This window comes from Microbaculum marinum (genome assembly GCF_037855135.1).
GTDB classification, from domain to species: domain Bacteria; phylum Pseudomonadota; class Alphaproteobacteria; order Rhizobiales; family Tepidamorphaceae; genus Microbaculum; species Microbaculum marinum.
In genome coordinates, this window is the sequence record NZ_JAZHOF010000001.1 from 642,504 (window position 1) to 663,924 (window position 21,421).

At 66.8% G+C, this 21,421-nt stretch carries 19 protein-coding genes; 14 read left to right on the forward strand and 5 right to left on the reverse strand.

Annotation, left to right across the window (positions count from 1 at the left end):
* The first annotated feature begins 33 nt into the window (after positions 1 to 33).
* From V3328_RS03015 to V3328_RS03070, 12 genes are all read left to right on the forward strand, one after another.
* The gene (locus V3328_RS03015) at positions 34 to 1,545 is read left to right on the forward strand and encodes an aldehyde dehydrogenase family protein (RefSeq protein WP_340328154.1); all 1,512 of its coding nucleotides are present in this window, start codon (positions 34 to 36) and stop codon (positions 1,543 to 1,545) included.
* 17 nt (positions 1,546 to 1,562) lie between these two features.
* Positions 1,563 to 2,489: a 3-hydroxyisobutyrate dehydrogenase gene (mmsB, locus tag V3328_RS03020; RefSeq protein ID WP_340328155.1), complete on the forward strand. Its 927-nt coding sequence runs from the start codon at positions 1,563 to 1,565 to the stop codon at positions 2,487 to 2,489.
* A complete protein-coding gene (gene hisD, locus V3328_RS03025) occupies positions 2,486 to 3,793 on the forward strand; it encodes a histidinol dehydrogenase (RefSeq protein ID WP_340328156.1) in 1,308 nt (435 codons plus the stop codon). Before mmsB ends, hisD begins: the two co-directional genes overlap by 4 nt.
* Before the next feature lie 52 nt (positions 3,794 to 3,845).
* Entirely contained in the window at positions 3,846 to 4,742 is an 897-nt protein-coding gene (locus V3328_RS03030; protein ID WP_340328157.1) for an amidohydrolase family protein, read from the forward strand.
* A complete protein-coding gene (locus tag V3328_RS03035; protein WP_340328158.1) occupies positions 4,729 to 5,649 on the forward strand; it encodes an NAD(P)-dependent oxidoreductase in 921 nt (306 codons plus the stop codon). The genes V3328_RS03030 and V3328_RS03035 overlap by 14 nt, the downstream gene beginning before the upstream one ends.
* Positions 5,642 to 6,550 carry an NAD(P)-dependent oxidoreductase gene (locus V3328_RS03040; RefSeq protein WP_340328159.1) on the forward strand — a complete coding sequence of 303 codons (909 nt, stop codon included), beginning with the start codon at positions 5,642 to 5,644 and terminating at the stop codon, positions 6,548 to 6,550. Before V3328_RS03035 ends, V3328_RS03040 begins: the two co-directional genes overlap by 8 nt.
* Positions 6,551 to 6,579: 29 nt before the next feature.
* Entirely contained in the window at positions 6,580 to 7,326 is a 747-nt protein-coding gene (locus tag V3328_RS03045) for an SDR family NAD(P)-dependent oxidoreductase (protein ID WP_340328160.1), read from the forward strand.
* A 17-nt stretch (positions 7,327 to 7,343) separates the two neighbouring features.
* Positions 7,344 to 7,949 (forward strand): hypothetical protein, encoded by a 606-nt coding sequence (locus tag V3328_RS03050; RefSeq protein ID WP_340328161.1) that lies wholly within the window; start codon positions 7,344 to 7,346, stop codon positions 7,947 to 7,949.
* Positions 7,950 to 7,966: 17 nt separating this feature from the next.
* A complete protein-coding gene (locus V3328_RS03055) occupies positions 7,967 to 8,857 on the forward strand; it encodes an N-acyl homoserine lactonase family protein (RefSeq protein ID WP_340328162.1) in 891 nt (296 codons plus the stop codon).
* Between the two features lie 11 nt (positions 8,858 to 8,868).
* Positions 8,869 to 9,906: an ABC transporter permease gene (locus V3328_RS03060; RefSeq protein WP_340328163.1), complete on the forward strand. Its 1,038-nt coding sequence runs from the start codon at positions 8,869 to 8,871 to the stop codon at positions 9,904 to 9,906.
* Positions 9,907 to 9,998: 92 nt separating this feature from the next.
* Positions 9,999 to 11,222 carry a substrate-binding domain-containing protein gene (locus V3328_RS03065; RefSeq protein WP_340328164.1) on the forward strand — a complete coding sequence of 408 codons (1,224 nt, stop codon included), beginning with the start codon at positions 9,999 to 10,001 and terminating at the stop codon, positions 11,220 to 11,222.
* A gap of 74 nt (positions 11,223 to 11,296) precedes the next feature.
* Positions 11,297 to 13,840: an ATP-binding cassette domain-containing protein gene (locus V3328_RS03070; RefSeq protein ID WP_340328165.1), complete on the forward strand. Its 2,544-nt coding sequence runs from the start codon at positions 11,297 to 11,299 to the stop codon at positions 13,838 to 13,840.
* Positions 13,841 to 14,078: 238 nt separating this feature from the next.
* On the opposite strand, the gene V3328_RS03075 is transcribed toward V3328_RS03070, so the two are convergent.
* The 5 genes from V3328_RS03075 to V3328_RS03095 all read right to left on the reverse strand — a co-directional run bounded on the left by V3328_RS03075 (position 14,079) and on the right by V3328_RS03095 (position 19,473).
* Complete coding sequence (locus V3328_RS03075) at positions 14,079 to 16,118, reverse strand: oxidoreductase (protein WP_340328166.1); 2,040 nt, start codon at positions 16,116 to 16,118, stop codon at positions 14,079 to 14,081.
* A gap of 50 nt (positions 16,119 to 16,168) precedes the next feature.
* Positions 16,169 to 16,939, reverse strand: a complete 771-nt coding sequence (locus tag V3328_RS03080; RefSeq protein WP_340328167.1) for an amino acid ABC transporter ATP-binding protein — start codon at positions 16,937 to 16,939, stop codon at positions 16,169 to 16,171.
* Positions 16,936 to 17,604 carry an amino acid ABC transporter permease gene (locus tag V3328_RS03085; RefSeq protein ID WP_340328168.1) on the reverse strand — a complete coding sequence of 223 codons (669 nt, stop codon included), beginning with the start codon at positions 17,602 to 17,604 and terminating at the stop codon, positions 16,936 to 16,938. The genes V3328_RS03080 and V3328_RS03085 overlap by 4 nt, the downstream gene beginning before the upstream one ends.
* Before the next feature lie 77 nt (positions 17,605 to 17,681).
* Complete coding sequence (locus tag V3328_RS03090) at positions 17,682 to 18,521, reverse strand: transporter substrate-binding domain-containing protein (protein WP_340328169.1); 840 nt, start codon at positions 18,519 to 18,521, stop codon at positions 17,682 to 17,684.
* 34 nt (positions 18,522 to 18,555) lie between these two features.
* Positions 18,556 to 19,473 carry a dihydrodipicolinate synthase family protein gene (locus V3328_RS03095; protein WP_340328170.1) on the reverse strand — a complete coding sequence of 306 codons (918 nt, stop codon included), beginning with the start codon at positions 19,471 to 19,473 and terminating at the stop codon, positions 18,556 to 18,558.
* Positions 19,474 to 19,567: 94 nt separating this feature from the next.
* On the opposite strand from V3328_RS03095, the gene V3328_RS03100 reads away from it, so the two are divergent.
* Together V3328_RS03100 and V3328_RS03105 are read left to right on the forward strand one after the other, a co-directional pair.
* Positions 19,568 to 20,284 carry a GntR family transcriptional regulator gene (locus V3328_RS03100; protein ID WP_340328171.1) on the forward strand — a complete coding sequence of 239 codons (717 nt, stop codon included), beginning with the start codon at positions 19,568 to 19,570 and terminating at the stop codon, positions 20,282 to 20,284.
* 44 nt (positions 20,285 to 20,328) lie between these two features.
* Positions 20,329 to 21,420, forward strand: coding sequence for an NAD(P)/FAD-dependent oxidoreductase (locus V3328_RS03105; protein ID WP_340328172.1), 1,092 nt, complete (start codon positions 20,329 to 20,331; stop codon positions 21,418 to 21,420).
* Position 21,421: the final 1 nt, after the last annotated feature.

Here is a 21,421-nt window from a genome sequence, read left to right on the forward strand (position 1 = left end):
TTCAAACAAAAGACGCTGGGAGGACCATACGGAATGGACAACCGGAATCCGGATACGCTCGACGCCCGCATCGCCGCGCAGGCCGCGGAGGCGCGTCGCCTGTCCGGGCAGATCGTCGTCGGCGGCAGGATGCAGCCGGCGCTCGCGACCGGAAGCTTCGAGGTCGAGAACCCCGCGACCGAGGAAATCATCGGCGAGGCCCCCCGCTGCGGCGAGGCCGACGTCGAGGCGGCGGTCGCGGCGGCGTCCGAAGCCTTCCCGAAGTGGTCGCGGACCAAGGCGCGCGAACGCGGCGCCACGCTGATCGCGGCCGCCAACCATCTCGAAAGGCATCTCGAGGACATCGCCCGGCTGTCGTCCTTCGAGACCGGCAACGCGCTGGCGACGCAGTCGCGCGGCGAAGCCCGCACCATGGTCGACATCCTGCGCTATTTCGGCGGCCTCGCCGGCGAGATCCTCGGCGACACCTATCCCGGCGATCCGGGCCGGATGCTCTACACCCGCCGCGATGCGATGGGCGTGGTCGGCGCGATCATCCCGTGGAACGCGCCGCTGATGCAGACCACCAGCAAGATCGGCCCCGCCCTGGCGGCCGGCAACACGGTGGTCCTGAAGCCGGCCGAGCAGGCGCCGCTCGCCGTCGTCCGCATCTTCGAGCTGCTTCAGGAGGTGCTGCCGCCGGGCGTCGCCAATCTGGTCACCGGGTTCGGCGACGAGGCCGGCCGGCTGATCTGCGAGCATCCGGCGGTGCGCAAGATCACCTTCACCGGCTCCAGCGCCGTCGGCGTCAGGATCATGCACTACGCCGCGGAGAAGATCGTTCCGGTGACCGCCGAACTCGGCGGCAAGAACCCGATCATCATCATGGAGGATTCCGACATCGACCGCGCGGTCGGCGGCATCCTGCAGGGATTGCGGCTGCAGCGGCAGGGGCAGTCGTGCTCCGCCGGGACGCGGATCCTGCTACACGAGGCGGTCTACGACCGGGTCATCGAGAAGGTCATCGACGGCGTCTCCGGCTTCAACATCGGCAACCCGCTCGACGAAGCCGTGCAGATCGGCTCGATCATCTCCAGGAAGCAGTTCGAGCGGGTGCTGCGCTACGTCGACATGGCGCGGGAGACGCCGGGCGCCAGGATCCTCTGCGGCGGCGACCGGCCGGCCGGGCTCGAAAAGGGCTATTTCTACACCACGACGCTGATCGAGGGGGTCCCCGAGACTTCGCCGGTGGCCTGCGACGAGATCTTCGGCCCCGTCGCCACGGTGTCGAAGTGGACCGACTTCGACGCGGTGCTCAAGCAGGCGAACGACACCCGCTACGGCCTGGCGGCGACCCTGTTCACCGAGAACCTTCCCGCCGCCTTCCGTTTCATCGAGGAGATCGAGGCCGGCTTCGTGCAGGTGAACCAGTTCGCGGTCGCGGAAGCCAACATCGAATACGGCGGCACCAAGCTGAGCGGACTAGGACGGGAACTCTCGCTGGCCAGCATGATCCAGCATTTCACCTGGCCCAAGACCGTCTTCATGAACACGTCGGCGGCTTGAGCAAAGGGCAGAGGTTCATGACGAAGATCGCATTCCTGGGGCTGGGCAACATGGGCCAGCCGATGAGCCGCAACCTCGTCGAGGCCGGCTTCGACGTCACCGGGTTCGACCTCTCCGGCGAGGCGCTCGCGGCCGCCGCCGGCAACGGCGTGACGCCCGCCGCCTCGACCGAGGAGGCGATCGCCGAGGCCGGTATCGTCATCACGATGCTGCCGACCGGCGACGACGTCCGCAACGCCTTCCTGGGCGGCTCCGGCATCGTCGAGAAGTCCCGCCCCGGCGCCCTGTTCATCGACAGCAGCACGATTTCCTCGACGGTCACCGTCGAGGTCGAGGCGGTGGCGCGGGCCGCCGGCCGGCGGATGATCGATGCCCCCGTCTCCGGCGGCACGCCGCGGGCGCAGTCGGGCGAACTGACCTTCATGGTCGGCGGCGCGGAGGCCGACCTTGACGAGGCGCGGCCGCTGCTGGAGGCGATGGGCGCGCGCATCTATCACGTCGGCGGCCCGGGCGCCGGCCACACCGCCAAGCTCTGCAACAACATTCTGTCGGGCATCTGCATGGCCGGCACCGTCGAGGCGCTGGCGCTCGGCGTCGCCAACGGGCTCGACCCGGCCATCCTCACCGAGGTGATGAAGAATTCCTCGGGCAGCAACTACGCGCTCGAACGCTACCATCCCTTCCCGGGCCTGATGGACGGGGTGCCCTCCGCCCGCAACTTCGCCGGCGGTTTCCGGTCCGATTTCCAGGTCAAGGACATGCGCCTTGCCCGGGAGCTCGCCAATACCTCCCGGACGCTGGCGCCGATGGGCAACCTCGCCACCGACCTGTTCGTGCTGCACTGCCAGAACGGTCACGCCGGAGAGGACTACTCCAGCATCATCAAGCTCGTCATCGACCTCGACGAGTACTTCCGGAACATCACAGAAGGAAAGACGACGTGATCCGCTACCTCAAGGAAGGCCGCGACCCCGGCGAGATCGCCAGCGACCAGGCCAAGGTTCGCGCGATCGTCGAGGACATCCTCGCCGACATTGCGGCGCGCGGCGACGAAGCGGTCCGCGAGCTGTCGATCAAGTTCGACAAGTGGGACCGCACTGACTTCCGCCTGACGGACGAGGAGATCCGCGGCTGCCTGTCCGAGCTGTCGGAGCAGAACCTGCGCGACATCAAGTTCGCCCAGGAGCAGGTGCGCAACTTCGCCGAGAAGCAGCGCGAGGCCCTGCAGGACATCGAGGTCGAGACGCTGCCCGGCATCGTGCTCGGCCACAAGAACATCCCGGTGCAGTCGGTCGGCTGCTACGTGCCCGGCGGCAAGTATCCGCTTCTCGCCTCAGCGCACATGTCGGTGATCACCGCCAAGGTGGCGGGCGTGCCGCGCATCATCACCGCCGCGCCGCCCTACCAGGGTAGGCCGGCTCCGGCGATCGTCGCGGCCCAGCACCTGGCCGGCGCCGACGAGATCTATTGCCTCGGCGGCGTCCAGGCGGTCGCGGCGATGGCGCTCGGCACCCAGTCCATCGATCCCGTCGACATGCTGGTCGGTCCCGGCAACGCCTTCGTCGCGGAAGCGAAGCGGCAGCTCTTCGGCAAGGTCGGCATCGACCTGTTCGCCGGCCCGACCGAGACGCTGGTGATCGCCGACGACAGCGTCGACGCCGAGATCTGCGCCACCGACCTGCTCGGGCAGGCCGAGCACGGACCGACGTCGCCGGCCGTTCTGCTGACCAATTCCGAAACGCTCGCCCGCGAGACGATGGAGGAGATCGAGAGGCTGCTGACCATCCTGCCGACCGGCGAGGTGGCGCGAACGGCCTGGAACGAGTTCGGCCAGGTCATCGTCTGCGACACCGAGGACGAGATGATCGAGACGGCCGACCGGATCGCCTCCGAACACGTGCAGGTCATGACCCGCGATCCCGACGTGTTCCTGGACGGGATGAAGAACTACGGGGCGCTGTTCTTGGGCCCGCGCACCAACGTCGCCTACGGCGACAAGGTGATCGGCACCAACCACACGCTGCCGACGGCCGGCGCCGCCCGCTACACCGGCGGCCTGTGGGTCGGCAAGTTCCTGAAGACCGTCACCTACCAGCGGGTGCTGACGGACGAGGCGTCGGCGCGGATGGGCGAATACTGCTCCCGGCTCTGCATGCTGGAGGGTTTCGCCGGTCATGCCGAGCAGGCCAACGTCCGGGTGCGCCGCTACGGCGGTCGCAACGTGCCCTACGCCCAGGCGGCCGAATAAGGGGGCATCGCGGTGGCACGGCGAGTAGCGCGTCCGGGGGGAGGGCAGGCAGGTGACTGACCTGAAGATCGTCGACCCGCACGTCCATTTCTGGGACCTGGAGCGGAACTACTATCCGTGGCTCAACGACCGGCCGCTGATACCCTTCCGCTACGGCGACTATTCGAAGATCTGCCGCACCTATCTGCCCGCCGACTACAAGCGGGACGCGGCCGGCCACGATGTGGTGAAGACCGTCTACATCGAGGCGGAATGGGACCCGTCGGACCCGATCGGCGAGATGGACTACATCGCCGGACTGAGGCGGGAAACCGGCTGGCCGAACGCCACCATCGGCCAGGCCTGGCTCGACCGCGACGACCGCGCCGAGGTCGTCGAACGGCTGGCCGGGTTCGAATTCGTCCGCGGCCTTCGCCACAAGCCGCCCCGGCCCAATGCCGGCCCCGGCCAGGCCGGCCAGAGCGCCATGGCCGACGAGCACTGGCTCGAGGGCTACGCGCTCTTGCGCGAGTTCGGCCTGCACTTCGAACTCCAGACGCCGTGGTGGCATCTCGGCGAGGCCGGCGCCATGGCCGACCGTTTCCCCGACATCCCGATCGTCCTGCTGCATTCGGGACTGCCCGCCGACCGCAGCCCCGAGGGCCTGGCCGGCTGGAAGGCTGCGATGGCCGGCTTCGCCGAACGGCCGAACGTCGCCGTCAAGATCTCGGGGATAGGCTTGCCGGGCGTCGCCTGGACTGCCGACAACAACCGCGCCGTGGTCCGCACCATTATCGAGACCTTCGGCGTCGACCGCTGCATGTTCGCCTCGAACTTCCCGGTCGACAGCGTCTGCGGCGACTTCGACACGATCTTCAGCGGCTACAAGGAGATCACCAGCGACCTCGGCATCGAGGCGCAGGCGAAGCTCTTTCACGACAACGCGGTTCGCTACTATGGCCTCGGATAAACCCGCCATCGCCTATGTGGGCGTCGGCCTGATGGGCGGCCCGATGGCGGCGCTGCTGGCGGCGCGGGGCTACCGCGTGAGTGCCTTCGACGTCGATCCCGGCCGTCTCGCCGCCGTCGCCGAAAAAGGCGTGACGGCGGCCGCGTCGGCGGCCGACGCGGCGCGCGGCGCCGACTGCGTCCTGCTCAACCTGCCGTGGGAATCCGCGGTCGAGGCTGCCGTCTTCGGAGAGGACGGGGTCGCCGGGTGGTTGACCGCTAACTCGGTCGTCGTCGACTTCTCCACCGTCTCGCCTGCCTTCTGCACGCGCATTGCCGCCGCGGTCTCCGAGAAGACCGGCGCCGTCTGGATCGACGCGCCGGTATCCGGCGGTCCGCCGGCGTCCGAAGCCGGCGAGCTGACGATCATGGCCGGCGGTCCGGAAGACGCCATCGCGCGCCTGAAACCGCTGTTCGACACCATCGGCCGGCAGTTCACCAGGGCCGGCGACACCGGCGCCGGGGCCGTCGCCAAGGCGATCGCCCAGCTCGTCGTCGCGACCAACTACGCCGTGCTCGCCGAGGCCGCCCGCCTGGCCGAGGCCGCCGGAATGGACGCCGCGCTGCTGCCGGAATGCGTCAGGTACGGCCACGCCGACGGCGAGCTGATGCGGCAGCTCTATCCGCGCATCGTCGCCCACGACTTCGCGCCGCGCGCCTACGCCCGGCAGCTGCTCAAGGACCTGGAGATGGTTCAGGACGTCGCCCGCGCCGCGGGGGCGCCGACGCCCATGTCCGGCCAGGCGACGCAGCTTTTCAAACTGCTCGTCGCCTCCGGCCTCGGCGGGATCGACGGGACGGGCGTCTACCGGCTCTACGCCGGGTCGGCGGGAAACGGGATCACCGGTCAGGAGGTTGAGAGTGTCTGACGCTGTGTATGGCTTTGTCGGGCTTGGCGCCATGGGCCGGCCCATGGTCGGCAAGGCGGTGGCCGCCGGGCTGAAGGTGGTGGTGTTCGACACCGATCCCGACGCCATGGCGAAGCTGGTGGCAAAGGGCGCGACGGCGGCGGCCAGCGCCCGCGCGGTCGCCGGCCAGGCGGAAACCGTCTTCGTCAGCCTTCCCAATGCGCCGATCGTCGAGGCCGTGGCGCTCGGCGAGGACGGGCTCGCCGGCGGCGCGAAGATGCGCGGCTACATCGACCTGTCGACGACCGGACCGAGCGTCGCGCGCAAGGTCGGCGCCGCCCTGCGCGACCGCGGGGTGTCGGTGCTCGATGCGCCGGTCAGCGGCGGTCCGATCGGCGTCGAGAACGAAACGCTTGCGGTGATGGCGGCCGGCGACGCGGACACGCTGGAGGCGGCGAGGCCGTTCCTCGACGTCTTCACCAAGACCGTCGTCTATCTCGGCGAGGAGGTCGGCAAGGCGCAGATCCTCAAGCTCGCCAACAACCTGCTGACCGCGACGAACATGGTCATCGTCGGCGAGGCGCTCGCCTTCGCGCGCAAGGGCGGCATCGATCCCGAGGATCTGTTCCGGATCATCAATGCCGGGTCCGGCCGGTCGTGGGTCTCCGAGATCGCCTATCCCAAGCACGTGGTCAGCCGCCGCTACGACCAGAACTTCCGCACCCAGCTCATGCACAAGGACGTGACGCTCTGCATGCAGGAGGCGGAGCAGATGGGCGTGCCGATGTGGCTCGGCACCAACGTCCGCCAGTTCTGGCAGTTCGCGATGACCCAGGGCATGGCCGACGAGGACTGCTCGCGCATCTCGGCGCTCATCGAAGGCTGGGCGGGGCTCGACCTGCTGGACGCAGACGCCGACTGACGGTCCGGCACTCAGGAGGAACTCGAACCGTGCTGAACGACAAGACCGCGATCGTGACCGGCGCTGCCTCCCGGAGGGGCATCGGCAAGGCGACTGCGAAGCGCTTTGCGGACGCGGGCTGCCGGGTCGCGATTTTCGACTTGGATGCCGACGCCGCCGCCGCTGCCGCCGCCGACATCGGGCCGGACCACATCGGCATGGCCTGCGACGTGCGCGACCCGGCGACGGCGAAGGACGCCGTCGCCAAGGTCGTCGAGGCGTTCGGCCACGTCGACATCCTCGTCAACAACGCCGGCGTCTCGCAGCCGGACAAGATCCTGGAGATCACCCAGGAGAACTTCGACCTGGTGATCGATTCCAATCTGCGCGGCAGCCTGAACATGTCGCAGGCGGTGATCCCGCAGATGATCGAGCGCCGGACCGGCGCGATCGTCTCGATCGGCTCGATCGCCGCCCAGATCGGCGGCGGTATCTTCGGCGGCCCGCACTATTCCGCCGCCAAGGGCGGCATCCACAGCCTGACCAAGTCGATGGCCCGCGAACTCGCGCCGCACGGCATCCGGGTCAACGCCGTCGCCCCCGGCACGATCGACACCGACATCTTCGGCGACAAGCTGACCGACGAGATGAAGACGGCGATCGTCGCCAACATCCCGATCGGCCGGCTCGGCACTGCCGACGACATCGCCAAGGGCTGCCTGTTCCTCGTCTCCGACCTCGCCGACTACGTCACCGGAGTGATCCTCGACGTGAACGGCGGCCGGTTCATGCACTAGCGACGACGGCGGCAGCGATGATCCCCCCGACGATGCCGACAGAAGACTTCAGGACCGCCCCAGATCCGGTGGCGCTCGCATCGGGCCGCTCGGTTCACGATGCGGCCTGCTCGATCTGGGACGTGCCGGAGGAGTCGTCGGCGGAGGCGCTCGTCGCGGCGGCCCACGGCACCGAGGAACGTGCCGTCTACCTCTCCGAGATGCGCCCGCTCTACGACGCGGCGAAGCGCTGCCTCACCCAGCTGTCCGGCTTCCTGCTCCTGCTGCAGACGTCGCGGCTCGATCCCGGCCGCGAGGGCCTGCTGCTCGCCTCGGCGATCGACCAGCTGAAGGCGTGTGGGGAGCGGCTGGACGCGGTCGCCGCGCCCGCCGGCGCACGCCGGCACCATGCCGCCATGAAGGGGCTGCTCGCGCGGCTTAACGCGATTGCCGCCGTGCTCGACCGGGCCGGCGATCTTATCGACCCGGCCGGCGCCGCGCTCGACGAAGCCATGAACGACCTGTTCGCGGCCCAGCGGAGGCTGCTCGCGCTGTCGGCGCCCGATGCCGGCCTGACGCCGATGGATTTCTCTGCAGCGTGCTGCAACTGCCGCCCGAAGAACCGACAAGCAAGCGGCCAATAGGGGAGGAAACCCGCACGATGTCCCTCTATTCGATCTACGTGCTGGAGTACGGGTATGTGCCCGAATACCACAAGAGCGGCGTGATCTACGGAGCCCACAACGAGGGCTACGTGAAGCTTCCCTACTGCTACGCCGTCATCAAGGGCGACGGCTGGGCGGCGATGGTCGACGTCGGCTACAACCACACCGACTACGGCCAGTATCTCGGCAATCTGTTCAACGTCCAGAAGTGGCGGCCGCCCGCCGACGTGCTTGCCGAGATCGGGCTGACGCCCGAGGACATCGACGCGGTCTTCATCACCCACGCGCATTTCGACCATTTCGGCAACGTCGAGGCGTTTCCGAACGCCACCTTCTACATGCAGAAGAAGGAGCTGCAGAGCTGGGTCTGGGCGATGACGCTGCCCGACCGGATGCGCTGGATCATGTCGGGCATCGACACCGCCGACATCCTGCGCGGCGTCCAGCTCGCCCGCGACAACAGGCTCGTCCTCGTCGACGGCGACATGGAGGACGTCTATCCCGGCATCGACCTGCACGTCGCCTACGAGACCCACACCTTCGCCAGCATGTGGGTGACGGTCCGCAACGACGGCGCCAGGCAGTCCGGCGACACCTGGGTGCTGGCCGGCGACCTGATCTACCAGTTCGAGAACCTCAACGGCGCCAACGAGCAGCTGAAGATCGACGACATGTACGTGCCGGTCGGCCTGGCCACCGGCAGCCAGATCAACCTTGTCATGGCGACCGAGGAGATGATGAAGCAGGTCGGCTACGAGTCGCTGCGCGTCATACCCGTCCATGAATCGCGGCTCGAGCAGACCTTCCCCTCGCGCATCTCCCGCAACGAGCTGCGGGTGACTGAGATCTGCCTGGCCGACGGCGCCTCCTCGGCGGTCGAGACCTAGGGATCACGTCGTTGGCCAGCGACACCGAACGCTCGACCCGAATGCCCGCAGCCGCGACGGGCTCGCCCGGCTGGATCGCCTCCCTTGGCGGGCCGACGGCGGGCATCGCCATCGCGACCTTGCTGCTGTTTGCGATCTGCATCGTCGTCGCGCCGCAGAGCCTGAGCAGCGGCGCGCTGAGCGGCACCGTGCCCTTCGCCGCCATCCTGGCGCTGGTCGCGCTCGGGCAGACGCTGGTCATCCAGCAGGGCGGCATCGACCTATCGGTGCCCGGCGTCGTGTCGCTGAGCGCGGTGATCGTCTGCTACTTCGCCAACGGCGGTCCGGGCGGGTCGCCCGATCTGGTGCCGGCCCTGGCGCTGGCGTTCGGCGCCGCCGCGCTGGCCGGCCTCATCAGCGGGATCCTGGTCAGCCGGGTCAGCGTCGCGCCGATCGTTGCCACCATCGGCATGAACGCGCTGCTCTACGGCGTCAACATCAGCATCTCCGGCGGCACGCCGGTCGCCATCCCGCTCGAGATATCGGCCTTCGTCAACGCCAAGCTGTTCGGCCTGTCGCTGCTCGCCTACCTCGCCCTGGCGGTCGCCGTCGTGCTGATCTTCATCATCAAGGCGACCAGTTTCGGCCGCGTCTTCGAGGCGGTCGGCGCCAACGAGCGGGCGGCGCGCGCCGCCGGCATCGCCACCGCCCGCTACAAGACCGCCGCCTATATCGGCGCCGCGCTGCTGTACGCCGCCGGCGGCATCTTCCTCGGCGGCCTGATGCAACTTCCAAGCCCCCAGCAGGGCGACAACTACCTGATGCCCTCGATCGCAGCGGCGGTGCTCGGCGGCACCTCGCTGTTCGGCGGACGCGGCAATCTCGCGGCCACGGTTATCGCGGCGATCTTTCTGACACAGCTTCAGCAACTGGTTCTGACGACGGGTGCGAGCGTCGGCGTCCAGTACCTGTTCCAGGGCGCGGCGATCCTCATCGGGCTCGGCGTCTATGGCGTGAAATTCAAGGATCTCTCCCGGCTCTTCAGGGTGAGAAACCGGTCGTACTGCTAGGCGGGCCGGGGCTGCAAGGCAGCAAATCGTTCCGGTGCGGAGAGCAACAGGTACCGCACCGACAGACAGTGAACCGTAAGGGAGGAATGCAAATGAACACCGTGATCAAGAGTTCAACCAGCTCCGTCTTCAGGGCGGGACTGAAACTGGGCGCTGCGGCCGTCGCCTGCGCCGCACTCGGCTATGCGCCGGGGAGCTCGCTGGTCGGCCAGGCGCAGGCCGCCGAATGGTGCGAGGACATCGCCGACGGCATCTTCTGCGCCGAGCCGGCCCAGACGCCGCCGAACTTCTGCGGCACCAAGGAAATCGAGGTCGCGCTGGCCGACGGCTTCGCCCAGAACCCGTGGCGGCAGATGACCACCGCCGCCGCGATCAACGAGGCCAGCCGCTGCCCGAACGTGGTCGGCTGGGATCACACCGACGGCCAGGGCAACACCCAGAAGGCGATTTCGGATCTGAACGGCCTCGCGGCGCGCGGCGTCCAGGCGATCGTCGTCTTCCCGGACGCCGGCCCGGCCATGCTGCCGGCCATCCGCGACGCCTTCAATCAGGGCAGCACGGTGGTTCCCTACCGCGCCCGCGTCGGCGGCGAGGAAGGCAAGGACTACAGCGTCTTCGTCGGCACCAACTTCTACCAGGACGGCGTCGACTGGGGCACCTGGATGGCCAAGGCGCTCGACGGCAAGGGCAAGATCGCCTATCTCGGCGGTCCCGCCGGCACCAGCCAGAGCCGCGAGCGGGCGCAGGGCATCGCCGATGCGCTGAAGGACTATCCCGACATCGAGCAGATCGGCGAGAAGCCCTTTGAGGTGACCAACTGGGACTCGAGCCTGGTCGCGCAGCGGCTGACGGCGCTCATCGCCCAGTACCCGGAGATCGACGGCGTCATTGCCGACCTCAGCATGGGCGTGGTTGCCTCGGGCGTGTTCGAGCGGGCCAATCGCGAGCTGCCGAAGGTCGCCGGCGAGGACGCCAACGTCTTCGGCTGCACCTGGCAGAAGCTGCACAAGGAGAACCCGGACGCCAACTTCCAGTTCTCGACCAACAGTGCCGAGCAGTGGAATGTCCGCCTCGCGGTCCGCTGGGCGATCGCTGAAGCCGCCGGCGGCACGATGGACGAGCCGCTCGTCATCACCGATCCGAACGGCACCGAGCACGTCGTCGCCAAGCCCGGCGAGAAGGAAGTGACCAACTTCCAGCTCGAGGACTCCCTGGAAGGCAAGGTGTTCTGCAATCCGAAGCTTCCGGAATCCGCTTCGAACGGCACCAGCCTGACCGACGATCAGGTCCTGGCCGCGCTCAAGGGCGGCCTCTGAGGGATCGGCCCGGGCGGAGGAGATCTTCCGCCCGGGCCGCTTGCTCCGCTCGACGCCAATCGGGAGAAGAGCGCTTGGATACCATTCCCCAGCAGGGCAAGGCAGACGACAGCATGCGCGTTGACGCAGACGGCCGCCACCGCGACCTGCGCTTGCAGGGCGTCTGGAAACAGTTCGGCCCCGTGACGGCGGTCAAGGACGTGACCTTCGAGGCGCGCAGCGGCGAGATACACGCCCTGCTCGGCGAGAACGGAGCCGGCAAGTCGACGCTGATGGCGATCGCCTCGGGCGGCGTCAGGCCGGACCGCGGCACGATCGACATCTGCGGCCACGTCTGCGACGGCCTGACCACCGCCGAAGCGCAGAAGCACGGCCTCGCCATCGTCCACCAGCACCCGGCCATCATGCCCGACATGACGGTCGCGGAAAATCTGCTGCTGGGTGTTCCGCAGGCATTCCGCGAGGGCCAGAAGCCGCGCGAGTGGGTCGACCGTCAACTGCAGCGGGTCGGGGCCACGGTCCGTCCGTCGGCCCGCCTCTCCGACGTCGACATCGCCCAGGCCCAGCTCATCGAGCTCGCCAAGGCGCTGGCGATCGACCCGAAGGTTCTGATCCTGGACGAGCCGACCGCCGCGCTGACGGCGGATCTGGTCGACATCCTGTTCGAGAACGTCCGCAAGGTCGCCAGGGGCGGCGCGGTGGTCATCTACATCTCCCACCGCCTGCAGGAAATCCGGCAGATCGCCGATGCCGTCACCGTGATGCGCGACGGCGAGGTCAAGGGGTCGGGGCTCGTCGCTGACTTCACCGACCACCAGATCCTCAATCTCATCGTCGGGCGCGACGTCGAGAAGACCTTTCCCCCGAAGAACGACACCGCGTTGGACGGGCCGGTCCTGCTCGACGTCTCCGGTCTCAGCGGCAAGGAATTCGTCGACGTGTCGATGGTGGCGCGGCGCGGCGAGATCGTCGGCATCGCCGGCATCACCGGCAACGGCCAGAGCGAGTTCCTGCGCGCGCTTGCCGGCCTCGAACGGGCCGAAGGCACGGTGACGCTGGCTGGCGATCCGATCGGTCTCGGCAACCAGCAGACGGCGCGGCGGGCGGGTATCATCTACCTGCCGCCCGATCGTCAGCAGGAGGGCGCGTTCCGCAGCCTGTCGGTGCGCGAGAACGCGACGATCTCGGCGCTGAGGTTCTTCAGCCGGCTGGGCGTGATCGATTCCGGCCTGGAACGCCGGCGGATGAACGAGCAGCGCGACAAGCTCAACATCCGAACCGCCTCGATCGACCAGCCGATGTCGACGCTATCCGGCGGCAACCAGCAGAAGACCCTGATCTCGCGCGCGCTGCTGGCAAATGCCTCGCTGCTGCTCGCCGAGGAGCCGACCGCCGGCGTCGATATCGGCGCCAGGGCGGACATCTACCACATCCTCCGCGACCTCGCGGCGAGCGGCGTGCCGATCGTCGTCGTCTCGTCCGATATCGTCGAGCTCGAAGGTCTTTGCGACCGCGTGCTGGTCTTCTCGAGGGGCCGCCTCGTCGGCGAACTCGCCGGCGCGGACGTCACCGAATCCAACATCGGCCACGCGATCATCAACGCCAAGACACACCGGGACGCGGGCGGCACCGGCGCCCGCGCCAGAGCGTCTGGCGCGCACCGGATCCGGACCCTCGCGGCCAGCGACTACGTGCCCGGCATCGTCCTGGCCGTGCTGATCGTGCTGATCGGGCTTCTGGCCTCGGGCCAGAACATGCGGTTCGTCTCGGCCTTCAACATCGAGAAGATCCTGTTCATGTCGGCGGCTCTGGCGTTCATCGCCTACGGCCAGCTGACGACGGTGCTCGCGGCGCGGATCGACCTGTCGGTCGGCCCGCTGGTCGGGCTGACGCTCGTCGCCTCGTCGTTCTTTTTCAACGAGGGCGTTCCGGCGCTGCACTGGCTGCTGGGCTTCGGCGCCGTCATCGGCATCGCGGCCCTGGTCGGCCTTGCCAACGGCACGCTGGTGACCTTCGGCAGGTTCAGCGCGGTGGCGGCGACGCTTGGCATCTTCATCATCCTGCAGGGCATATCCGTGCTGCTGCGCCCCTATCCCGATGGCCCGATCGCCCCGGCCTACATGGACATCGTCAAGTACAGCATGGGCGGCGTTCCGGCGGTCTTCGTTCTCGCCGTCCTGCTGGGGATCGGTCTCGAACTGGCGCTGCGGTTCACCCGCTGGGGCATGAGCTTGCGGGCCGTCGGCTCGAACGAGGACGCCGCCCGTCACATCGGCGTCCGCACAGGCGCGACGGTCGTCGTCGCATTCGTGCTCTGCAGCCTGTTCACCATGCTCGGCGGCCTGCTCGTCACCGCGCAGCTCGGCATCGGCGACCCGAACCAGGGCGTCGAATACACCCTGGCCAGCATCGCCGCGGTCGTGCTCGGCGGCGCCAGCCTCTACGGCGGGCGCGGCAGCTTCATCGGCGTCCTGCTCGGCGCCGTGCTGATACAGGAAGTCAATTCCTCGATGGTGTTCCTGCGCCTGTCTCAAGCGTGGCAGTACTGGTTCATCGGACTTCTCACCCTCATCGCAGTCGCAGTTTATTCGCAAGCGCGCGAAGCCTCTCAAAGATGACCCAACGTTCCTCGCGTATCCCACAAGTGTGTGAACTCGGGTGAGTGGCCTGCTGCCGGTTATTCGGAGACGCAGTAGGGCTAATATACTCGCCTTCGAACTCGACGGGGCTCCTCTATACGCAGCGGCGTCAGACGGGCATTCTATGCATCTTCATTGGGACCCTCCGTGAGACGCTGAAGTCTGGTAACTCCGGTCTCCTCGGTCCGGTCCGAATGGACGACCAGAAAGCTCGCAGCTACAGATCCTTGCAGAGCCGCAGACTGTCATACAGCGCGGCATGAATGTTGCGGCTTGCGATCGCGTCGCCCACCCTGAACAGCATGTATCGGCCTTCGGCGTTGCTGGCGACTTGCTGCGGCCTGCCGCCGACCAGCGCGTGGTAGTCCACGGCACCGCAATTGCGCGACCGCGGCTTCAGGGACAGATAGAGGTCTTCGTCGGGAAGCGTTCCGTGATCGCTGACGACCTGGTCCACCTCCCTGGTCTCCTCCTTGAGCGTGTACTCGTTTCGCAGCACCGCAATCAGACGATTTCCCCGCTGCTCGACCCGGCGCAGGCGCAGATCGGGCGAAATGATCGTCCGCCGCTCGTAGAGATGCTCCAGATAGGTGGGGAACGTCGTCACGCCGGTCTCGACGCCGAGATGGCGTTCGGGGGTGACGACCTCCAGCGCTATACCCTGCTGGGACAGGTAGTCGGCGCAGGACATGCCGGAGTCAGAGCCCTGGTCGTCAAACATCAGCACGCGCTCGCCCGGCTTGATGTGGCCGCCCAGAATATCCCAGGTGCTCAGCACATGCTCTGCACCCTCGATCTCGCCGACATTGGGATAACCGCCCGTCGCGACGACCACAACGTCCGGCTCGAACCGCTCGACCATCGCAACGTCCGCGCTGTAGCCGAGCCACATATCGACGTCGAGTTTCCGGCACTGTCCCTCGAGCCACTGCGGGATGGTCAGCAGGGCCTCCCGCCAACCGAGCTTCGTCGCGATATTGATCTGGCCGCCAACCTGGGGCTCCGCCTCGATCAGGGTAACCTTGTGACCGCGCTCCGCGCAGACGCGCGCCGCCTCCAGGCCGGCCGGCCCGCCGCCCACCACCACGATGCTCTTCTTGACGTCCGCCGGCGGGATCACGTGCGGCATCGTCGCCTCGCGGCCGGTCGCCGCATTCTGGAGGCAGAGCGCCTCGCCGCCCGTGTAGATGCGGTTGATGCAGTAGTTGGCGCCGACGCAGGGGCGGATGTCGTTCTCGCGCCGCTCGATCAGCTTGCGCACCATGTGCGGATCGGCGATCTGCGCACGCGTCATCGCAACAAGGTCTATCATGCCCTCCTCGACGGCCCGCGCGGCAGTGGCAAGGTCGAGGATACGGCCGGCATGCAGCACGGGAACGGCGACGGCCGCCCTGATGGCCGCGGCCATGGACAGGTACGGGGCAAGCGGGAAGGCCATGCTCGGCATCGAGTAGGTCGACGAGCGCCAGTCGTAGGGCTGGCTTGCCATCACGCTCAGGTAGTCTACCGCGCCGGTTGCCGCGACAACCCTCGCAATCTCGATGCACTCGTCCTGATGGAGCCCTTCGGCGAGGAATTCGTCGGCGGTGATACGGATGCCCAGCACCGGCGAATCGCCCATGCCGCGCCGCACGACGCCGATAACCTCGAGCGCGAAGCGCAGCCGGTTCTCGAGGCTGCCGCCGTATTCGTCGGTACGCAGATTGACGGCCGGCGAGAGAAACTGGAGCAGCAGGTGTCCGCCGGCGAACAACAGTTCGGCTCCGTCCAGTCCCGCTTCACGGCACCGGCGGCCGGCGGCCTCATAGTCGGCGAGGATTCGCTCGAAGTCCCAGTCCTCCATCTCCTTCGGGAAGGCCCGATGCTGAGGTTCGCGCACCCGCGAGGGACCAACAGCGGGCAGCCAGGAGCCGGCATCCCACCGGCCGCGCCTGCCCGGATGAGAGATCTGGCAGAAGCAGGCCGCACCGTGGCTGTGCACAGCGTCGACGAGTTCCCTGATGTAGGGGATCGCACGGTCTTCAGCGAGCGTGAGCTGGCCGAACGGCGCGACCGCATCCGGAGAGACTGCCGTGGAGCCGCCGATCATCGTCAGCGCGATGCCGCCTTTCGCCTTTTCCTCGTGATAGCGGCGGTAGCGCTCCTTCGGCAATGATTCCACGCCATAGCCTGGCGCGTGAGCCGTACTCACGATGCGGTTGCGCAGCGTCAACTGCCGCAGGCGAAGGGGCCGCAGAAGCGCTTCGTAGCCGGTCATCGGGAATGTCTCCTCCAGTTAAGCCGGGGGCCTGGCGATACAGGGATCAATCAGCGCGGCGCCGAGTGCTGGTAGCGCTGCAGGAAGGCGGCGAGCCGCTCGGTCTTCGGATTGGTGAACAGTTCCTCGGGAGGCCCGGATTCCGCCACGCGTCCCTGGTCGAAGAAGAAGACTTCGTCTGCAGCCTCGCGGGCAAAGGCCAGTTCGTGGGTCACGACCAGCATGGTGCGCCCCTCCCGGGCCAACCCCTTCATCACCTCCAGTACCTCTCCGACGAGTTCCGGATCGAGGGCGGAGGTGGCTTCGTCGAAGAGGAGCACGCGCGGGTTCATGGCAAGCGCGCGGGCGATTGCCACGCGCTGCGCCTGGCCGCCGGAAAGCTGCCCCGGCCGCTGGTCGGCCTTGTCCTTGAGGCCCATCATATCGAGCAGCGCGATGGCCTCGGCCTCGGCCCGCTGCCTTTCCGTGCCGTTGACCACGATGGGCGCCAGCGAGACGTTCCGCAGGGCGGTCATGTGGGGAAAGAGCTCGAAGCTCTGGAACACCATCGCCATCTGCTTGCGGTACAGGAGCGAGTCGGACTTGCCGTCCACCAGTTCGTCGCCCTCGTAGCGAAGCGTGTGCGAGCCGATCCGCATGGTTCCCGACGTGGGGCTCTCGAGCAGGTTGAGGCAGCGCAGGAATGTCGACTTGCCACAGCCGCTCGATCCGATGATTGCCGCGGTCCGGCCTTCGTCGAGGGACAGGTCGACCCCGTCGACGGCCCTGACGTTCCCATAGGTCTTCGCCAGACCTTGGACCTGTACGTAGGGTGTCGTCATATCGTGTTCTTCTGGTTCATGGCGCGCTCGAAGCGGACCGCAATTGTCGCGAGGGGCCAGATCAGCACGATGTAGAGAAGCGCGGCGAAGGTGAAAACTTCGAGCGGGCGGTAAGTTGCCGCCGTAATGCCGTTGGCCGTGTACATGATGTCGTGCACCGAGACGACGGACAGCAGCGAGGTGTTCTTGAACTGGATGATCGACTGGTTCACGATCGGCGCCGTCATGCGGCGGAACGTCTGCGGCAGGATGACGTAGTACATCGTCTTCCAGTAAGGCAGGCACAGCGACCGGCTGGCATACCACTGGCCGCGTTCGATGCTCTCGATGCCGCCGCGGAAAATTTCCGCCGAGAAAGCCGCCATGTAGAAGGTCAGTCCGCAGCCAGCCGCCAGCCATGCCGGCATGTTGACCGACAGCACCATGGGGAAGGCGTAGTAGAACCAGACGATCTGGATCAGGGCCGGCGTACACCGGAAAATGCCGATGAAGACGTTCACCGCCCAGCGGCCCGCCCGAAATCCGCTGATAAGAATTAGGCCCAGGAGCAGCCCGATGACGAGGCCGGCCAAGGTAGTGGCGATGCCGTAGGCAAGCGTCACGCCAATCGCGTTCAACCAGGCTTCCGGTCGAAGGACGACTGACCAGTCGAACGCGTAGTTCATGACGGCCCTTCCGTTGCCAGAGAAATGGTTGCGCGGCCGGGGCGGCCAGCAAGGCCGCCCCGTTTACTGGACAGGCTTCAGAACTCGATGTCGTCGGGCAGCTTGTCGGCGTCGAGGCCGGCAGCCTCAAAAGTCGTGAGGAAGATCTCGGTGACCTTTCCCGACTCCTTGGCCTGCTTCGCCCAGTCCTCGAGCCATGCCGTCAGCTTGTCTGCCGATTTGATCACGCCCGCCGACGACCCCGCCGCATGCATCGGCTTGGGGATGACGATGTCGCCGAATGCATCCGGAGCTGTGTTGACGACCGTGAGGCAGCGCAGGATGTCTGCGCCCATCACGTCGGCCCGTCCTGACTGGGTCGCCAGGATCACCTCGGCATATTCGCTCAGCGACAGATGCGTCGCCTCGGGCGCCATCTTCTTGAACAGGTCCTCGATGCTCGTGCCGGTCACGGTCGCGATGCGGACATCCGGATCATTCAGGGCGTCCCAGGTGTCGCCCGCTTCGTAACCGCGGCGCTCGACGCCGCAGAAGGCGAGATTGTAGATCGGTCCGATCATCGACAGCGCCTGCTTGCGCTGTTCGGTGGCACTCATGCCGGGCCACAAGTCGATCTTCTCGGACTGCAGATCGAGGACGATCGTCTTCCAGCTCGTTTCCCTGTAGGTCGGCTTGATCTCCTTGCCCATTGTCTCGGAGAGGCCGGCCGCAATATTCTTGCAAAGCTCGATCTCGTACCCGAGCCACTCGCCGCTGTCGGGATCCGTCCAGGACCCGATCTTGTCGTTCGGGATCGCGCCGCAAACGATTTCCCCGGAGCTTTCGATCCGATCCCAGACCGGATCCGCCTGTGCCAATTGCGGGGCAAGAAGGGCAAGGGTGAAGAGCAACGATTTTGTTGCAAAAGTTGTGTTCATTGGAGTTCTCCTTCTCTAGAGACGTATCGATTTCTTATTTTTGGTTTTCGAGAGGGACGCCGGCGTCCCGGTAAATCTTCGCGATCGCATCCTTCAGTTCGGCCACCTGAGCCTCCCCCGCCATGCGGTGCGGCGCGCGGGTTACGCCGCCGGGCCGGCCCAGCGCCGCCATGGCGCTCTTGACGAACGCAAAGTTGGAGAGACCGGCTCGGCTGAGCAGGTGGTAGAGTTGGTCGATCACCTGCTGGTTGCCGGCGAGAGCAGCCGCGTCGCCGCTCCTGAAGGCATTGTAGTAGGCGACCACCTGTGCGGCGCAGACGTTGGAGATCGTCGAAACGATACCTGCGGCACCGCGCGACAGCAGGGCCGCCCCATAGGGTTCCAGCCCCGCGAAGTGGAGGAGCTTGCCGCGCGTCGCGTAATAGGTCTCGGAAATCGCGTAGAGATCCCGACCGCTTTCCTTGTAGGCGACGACGTTGGGTATCTCGGCGAGCTTTGCAGTCAACCCCGGAGTGAGCCCGAGACCCACCCGGGCCGGATTGTTGTAGATCATCACCGGCAGGCCGATGTCGGCCACCTCCTGGAAGTAGGCCTCAATTTCCTGCGGCGTCGGGAGGCAGTAGACCGGAGGCAGGATCATGCATCCGTCGAACCCGATTTTCCTCGCAGCGCCAGTCAACGCGATGGTGTTCGCATGTTCGATCGCCGAGGTGCCGGCGATCACGGTGACCCGGCCGGCAACGTGCTTGTAAGCCCGCTGGAACAGCTCGATCCGCTCGCTCTCGACCTGCGAGTAGTACTCTCCGGTGCTGCCGGCAACGATGACGCCTGTGACGCCTTCCGAGATCAGCAGATCCAGCAAGGCCTCGAACCGGGGCCAATCCACAGATCCGTCGGCCGCAAACGGCGTAGCCACCGCCGAAAACACCCCATTCCAATTCACTGACGGCATAAACCTGCAGGTCCTTCCACTTGACTTTGCCACAATTTGATATATCGTATTTGCAATTTCAAATAGCTGTCAAGGGGCGCCTCAAGAAAGGTCGATGGCTGTGAGACATCAGGGATACGAAACGCCGACCCGGGGGGACTCGCTTGCCGAGCAGGTCTACCGCCAGCTGAGCAATGCCCTGCTGTCCGGGGCATTCGCACCGCGCGAGCGGATCAACATCCGGCGACTGGCGGAAGAGATCGGGGTCAGCGTCACGCCGGTACGGGAGTCCGTGCTAAGGCTCATCGCCGACGGCGTATTGCAGACGAACGAGAAGAACGCGATTTTCGTCCCCGAGCTGGCGGAAGCGGAGATCCAGGAGATCTTCGCGATCCGGCGGTTTCTGGAGGGGGACTTGGCCGAGGCCGCGGCCCGTCACCTCACCGCGGAGGACACCGAGTTCCTTGCCACCACGCAGAACGAGTTTCTCGCCGCCATGGCGCAGGAGGATTACAGGGAAGTGTTGCGCTGCAACTCCCTGTTTCACTTTCGCATCTACGAGAGAGCCGATCTTCCCGTCCACCTGAGGATCGTGGAGAGCCTCTGGCTCCGGATCGGACCCACCCTTCATCATATGTATCCGATCCTCCAGCGCGACAGGACCGGCCATCAGAGCCATGAGAACATCATCGACCAGGTACGCAAGCGCGATCCGCAGGCATTGCGGGCGGCCATCGTGACCGACCTCGATTTTTCCGAAGGCGCCCTCCGGCAGTATCTTGAGCAGGTCGTTCAGCAGCCCCGGCGACGGCCCGTCAGCAAGGTGCGATGACGGGGCAGCGATCGATGTCAGCCACTGCCAGCGGGAACGCCGACGTGCTCGTGATCGGAGGCGGCACATTCGGCTTGTTTACGGCTCTCACCCTCGCCGACAGAGGGGCGGAAGTAATCCTGATCGACCGTGGCGGCGTCTGGCGCGAGGCTTCCTCCGTTAATGCCGGCTCTCTCGGCGTGCAGAACAAGCTGCCCGCGCTCGTCCCCTACACGCTGTGGGCCTGGGAGCTCTGGCTCGGCCTGGAGGCGCGCCTGGGATGCAATCTCGATGTCCGGCGCAACGGCGGCTACAAGGTCGCCACTACCGAGGACGAGGCCCAGCGACTGAAAACCGTGGCGGCGGAGCAGGAAGCACGCGGCCTGACGGTCAGCCATCTCTGTGGCGACGATATCCGTCGCGAGGCGCCTTGGCTTGGGGACTGCGTGGTCGCCGCGACATATTCTCCGGACGACGGCTACGCCAGTCCGACCCTGCTCGGCCCCGCCTTGCGGCGAGCGGTCGAGGATGGCGGAGTCACCGTCGTCGAGCACGGCGACGTCGTGTCCCTGTCCGCGGGCAGCAGGCCTCGCGTGGAGACGTCCGCAGGCGCCTTCGAGGCAGACGCCGTGGCGATCACCGCCGGGGCATGGTCGGGCCAACTCGCAATGATGGTCGGCGCCATCCTGCCCGTCACCCTCGACGTGAACATGGTGTCGGTCACCGAGCGGGCGCCGACCACCATTCCGAAGATCGTGACCCACGCCCGCGGAATTCTCACCCTGAAGCAGGTCGCCAACATGAGCTGCCTGATCGGCGGCGGCTGGCAGGGCATCGGCACGCTTTCAGACAGCCGCAAGGAAATCGACTACGACCAGCTCGTCCACAACCTCCGCCTTGCGCAGCGCGTGATCCCCGGACTAGCCCGGCTCAACGTCGTCCGAAGCTGGGCAGGCTACGAGGGCGTGACGCCGGATTCCCTGCCGTACCTCGGACGGCTTCCCGGCCAGCCGAACGTCTACTGCGGGGCCTGCGCGCGCGGCGGCTTCACTCTGGGGCCGCTGATGGGCCGGCTGCTCGGCGAACTGATCGCCGACGGCATCACATCGCGCCCGATCGATCTGTTCGACCCAGGCCGGTTCATGAGCGGACATTAGC

Excerpts from the sequence above, each read along its gene's own strand:
- V3328_RS03085 (WP_340328168.1), bottom strand. The coding sequence starts at position 17,604 with ATGAACTACGCGTTCGACTGGTCAGTCGTCCTTCGACCGGAAGCCTGG.
- V3328_RS03015 (WP_340328154.1), top strand. The coding sequence starts at position 34 with ATGGACAACCGGAATCCGGATACGCTCGACGCCCGCATCGCCGCGCAG.
- V3328_RS03075 (WP_340328166.1), bottom strand. The coding sequence starts at position 16,118 with ATGACCGGCTACGAAGCGCTTCTGCGGCCCCTTCGCCTGCGGCAGTTG.
- V3328_RS03065 (WP_340328164.1), top strand. The coding sequence starts at position 9,999 with ATGAACACCGTGATCAAGAGTTCAACCAGCTCCGTCTTCAGGGCGGGA.
- V3328_RS03080 (WP_340328167.1), bottom strand. The coding sequence starts at position 16,939 with ATGACGACACCCTACGTACAGGTCCAAGGTCTGGCGAAGACCTATGGG.
- V3328_RS03050 (WP_340328161.1), top strand. The coding sequence starts at position 7,344 with ATGATCCCCCCGACGATGCCGACAGAAGACTTCAGGACCGCCCCAGAT.
- mmsB (WP_340328155.1), top strand. The coding sequence starts at position 1,563 with ATGACGAAGATCGCATTCCTGGGGCTGGGCAACATGGGCCAGCCGATG.
- V3328_RS03090 (WP_340328169.1), bottom strand. The coding sequence starts at position 18,521 with ATGAACACAACTTTTGCAACAAAATCGTTGCTCTTCACCCTTGCCCTT.
- V3328_RS03055 (WP_340328162.1), top strand. The coding sequence starts at position 7,967 with ATGTCCCTCTATTCGATCTACGTGCTGGAGTACGGGTATGTGCCCGAA.
- V3328_RS03035 (WP_340328158.1), top strand. The coding sequence starts at position 4,729 with ATGGCCTCGGATAAACCCGCCATCGCCTATGTGGGCGTCGGCCTGATG.
- V3328_RS03100 (WP_340328171.1), top strand. The coding sequence starts at position 19,568 with ATGGCTGTGAGACATCAGGGATACGAAACGCCGACCCGGGGGGACTCG.
- V3328_RS03095 (WP_340328170.1), bottom strand. The coding sequence starts at position 19,473 with ATGCCGTCAGTGAATTGGAATGGGGTGTTTTCGGCGGTGGCTACGCCG.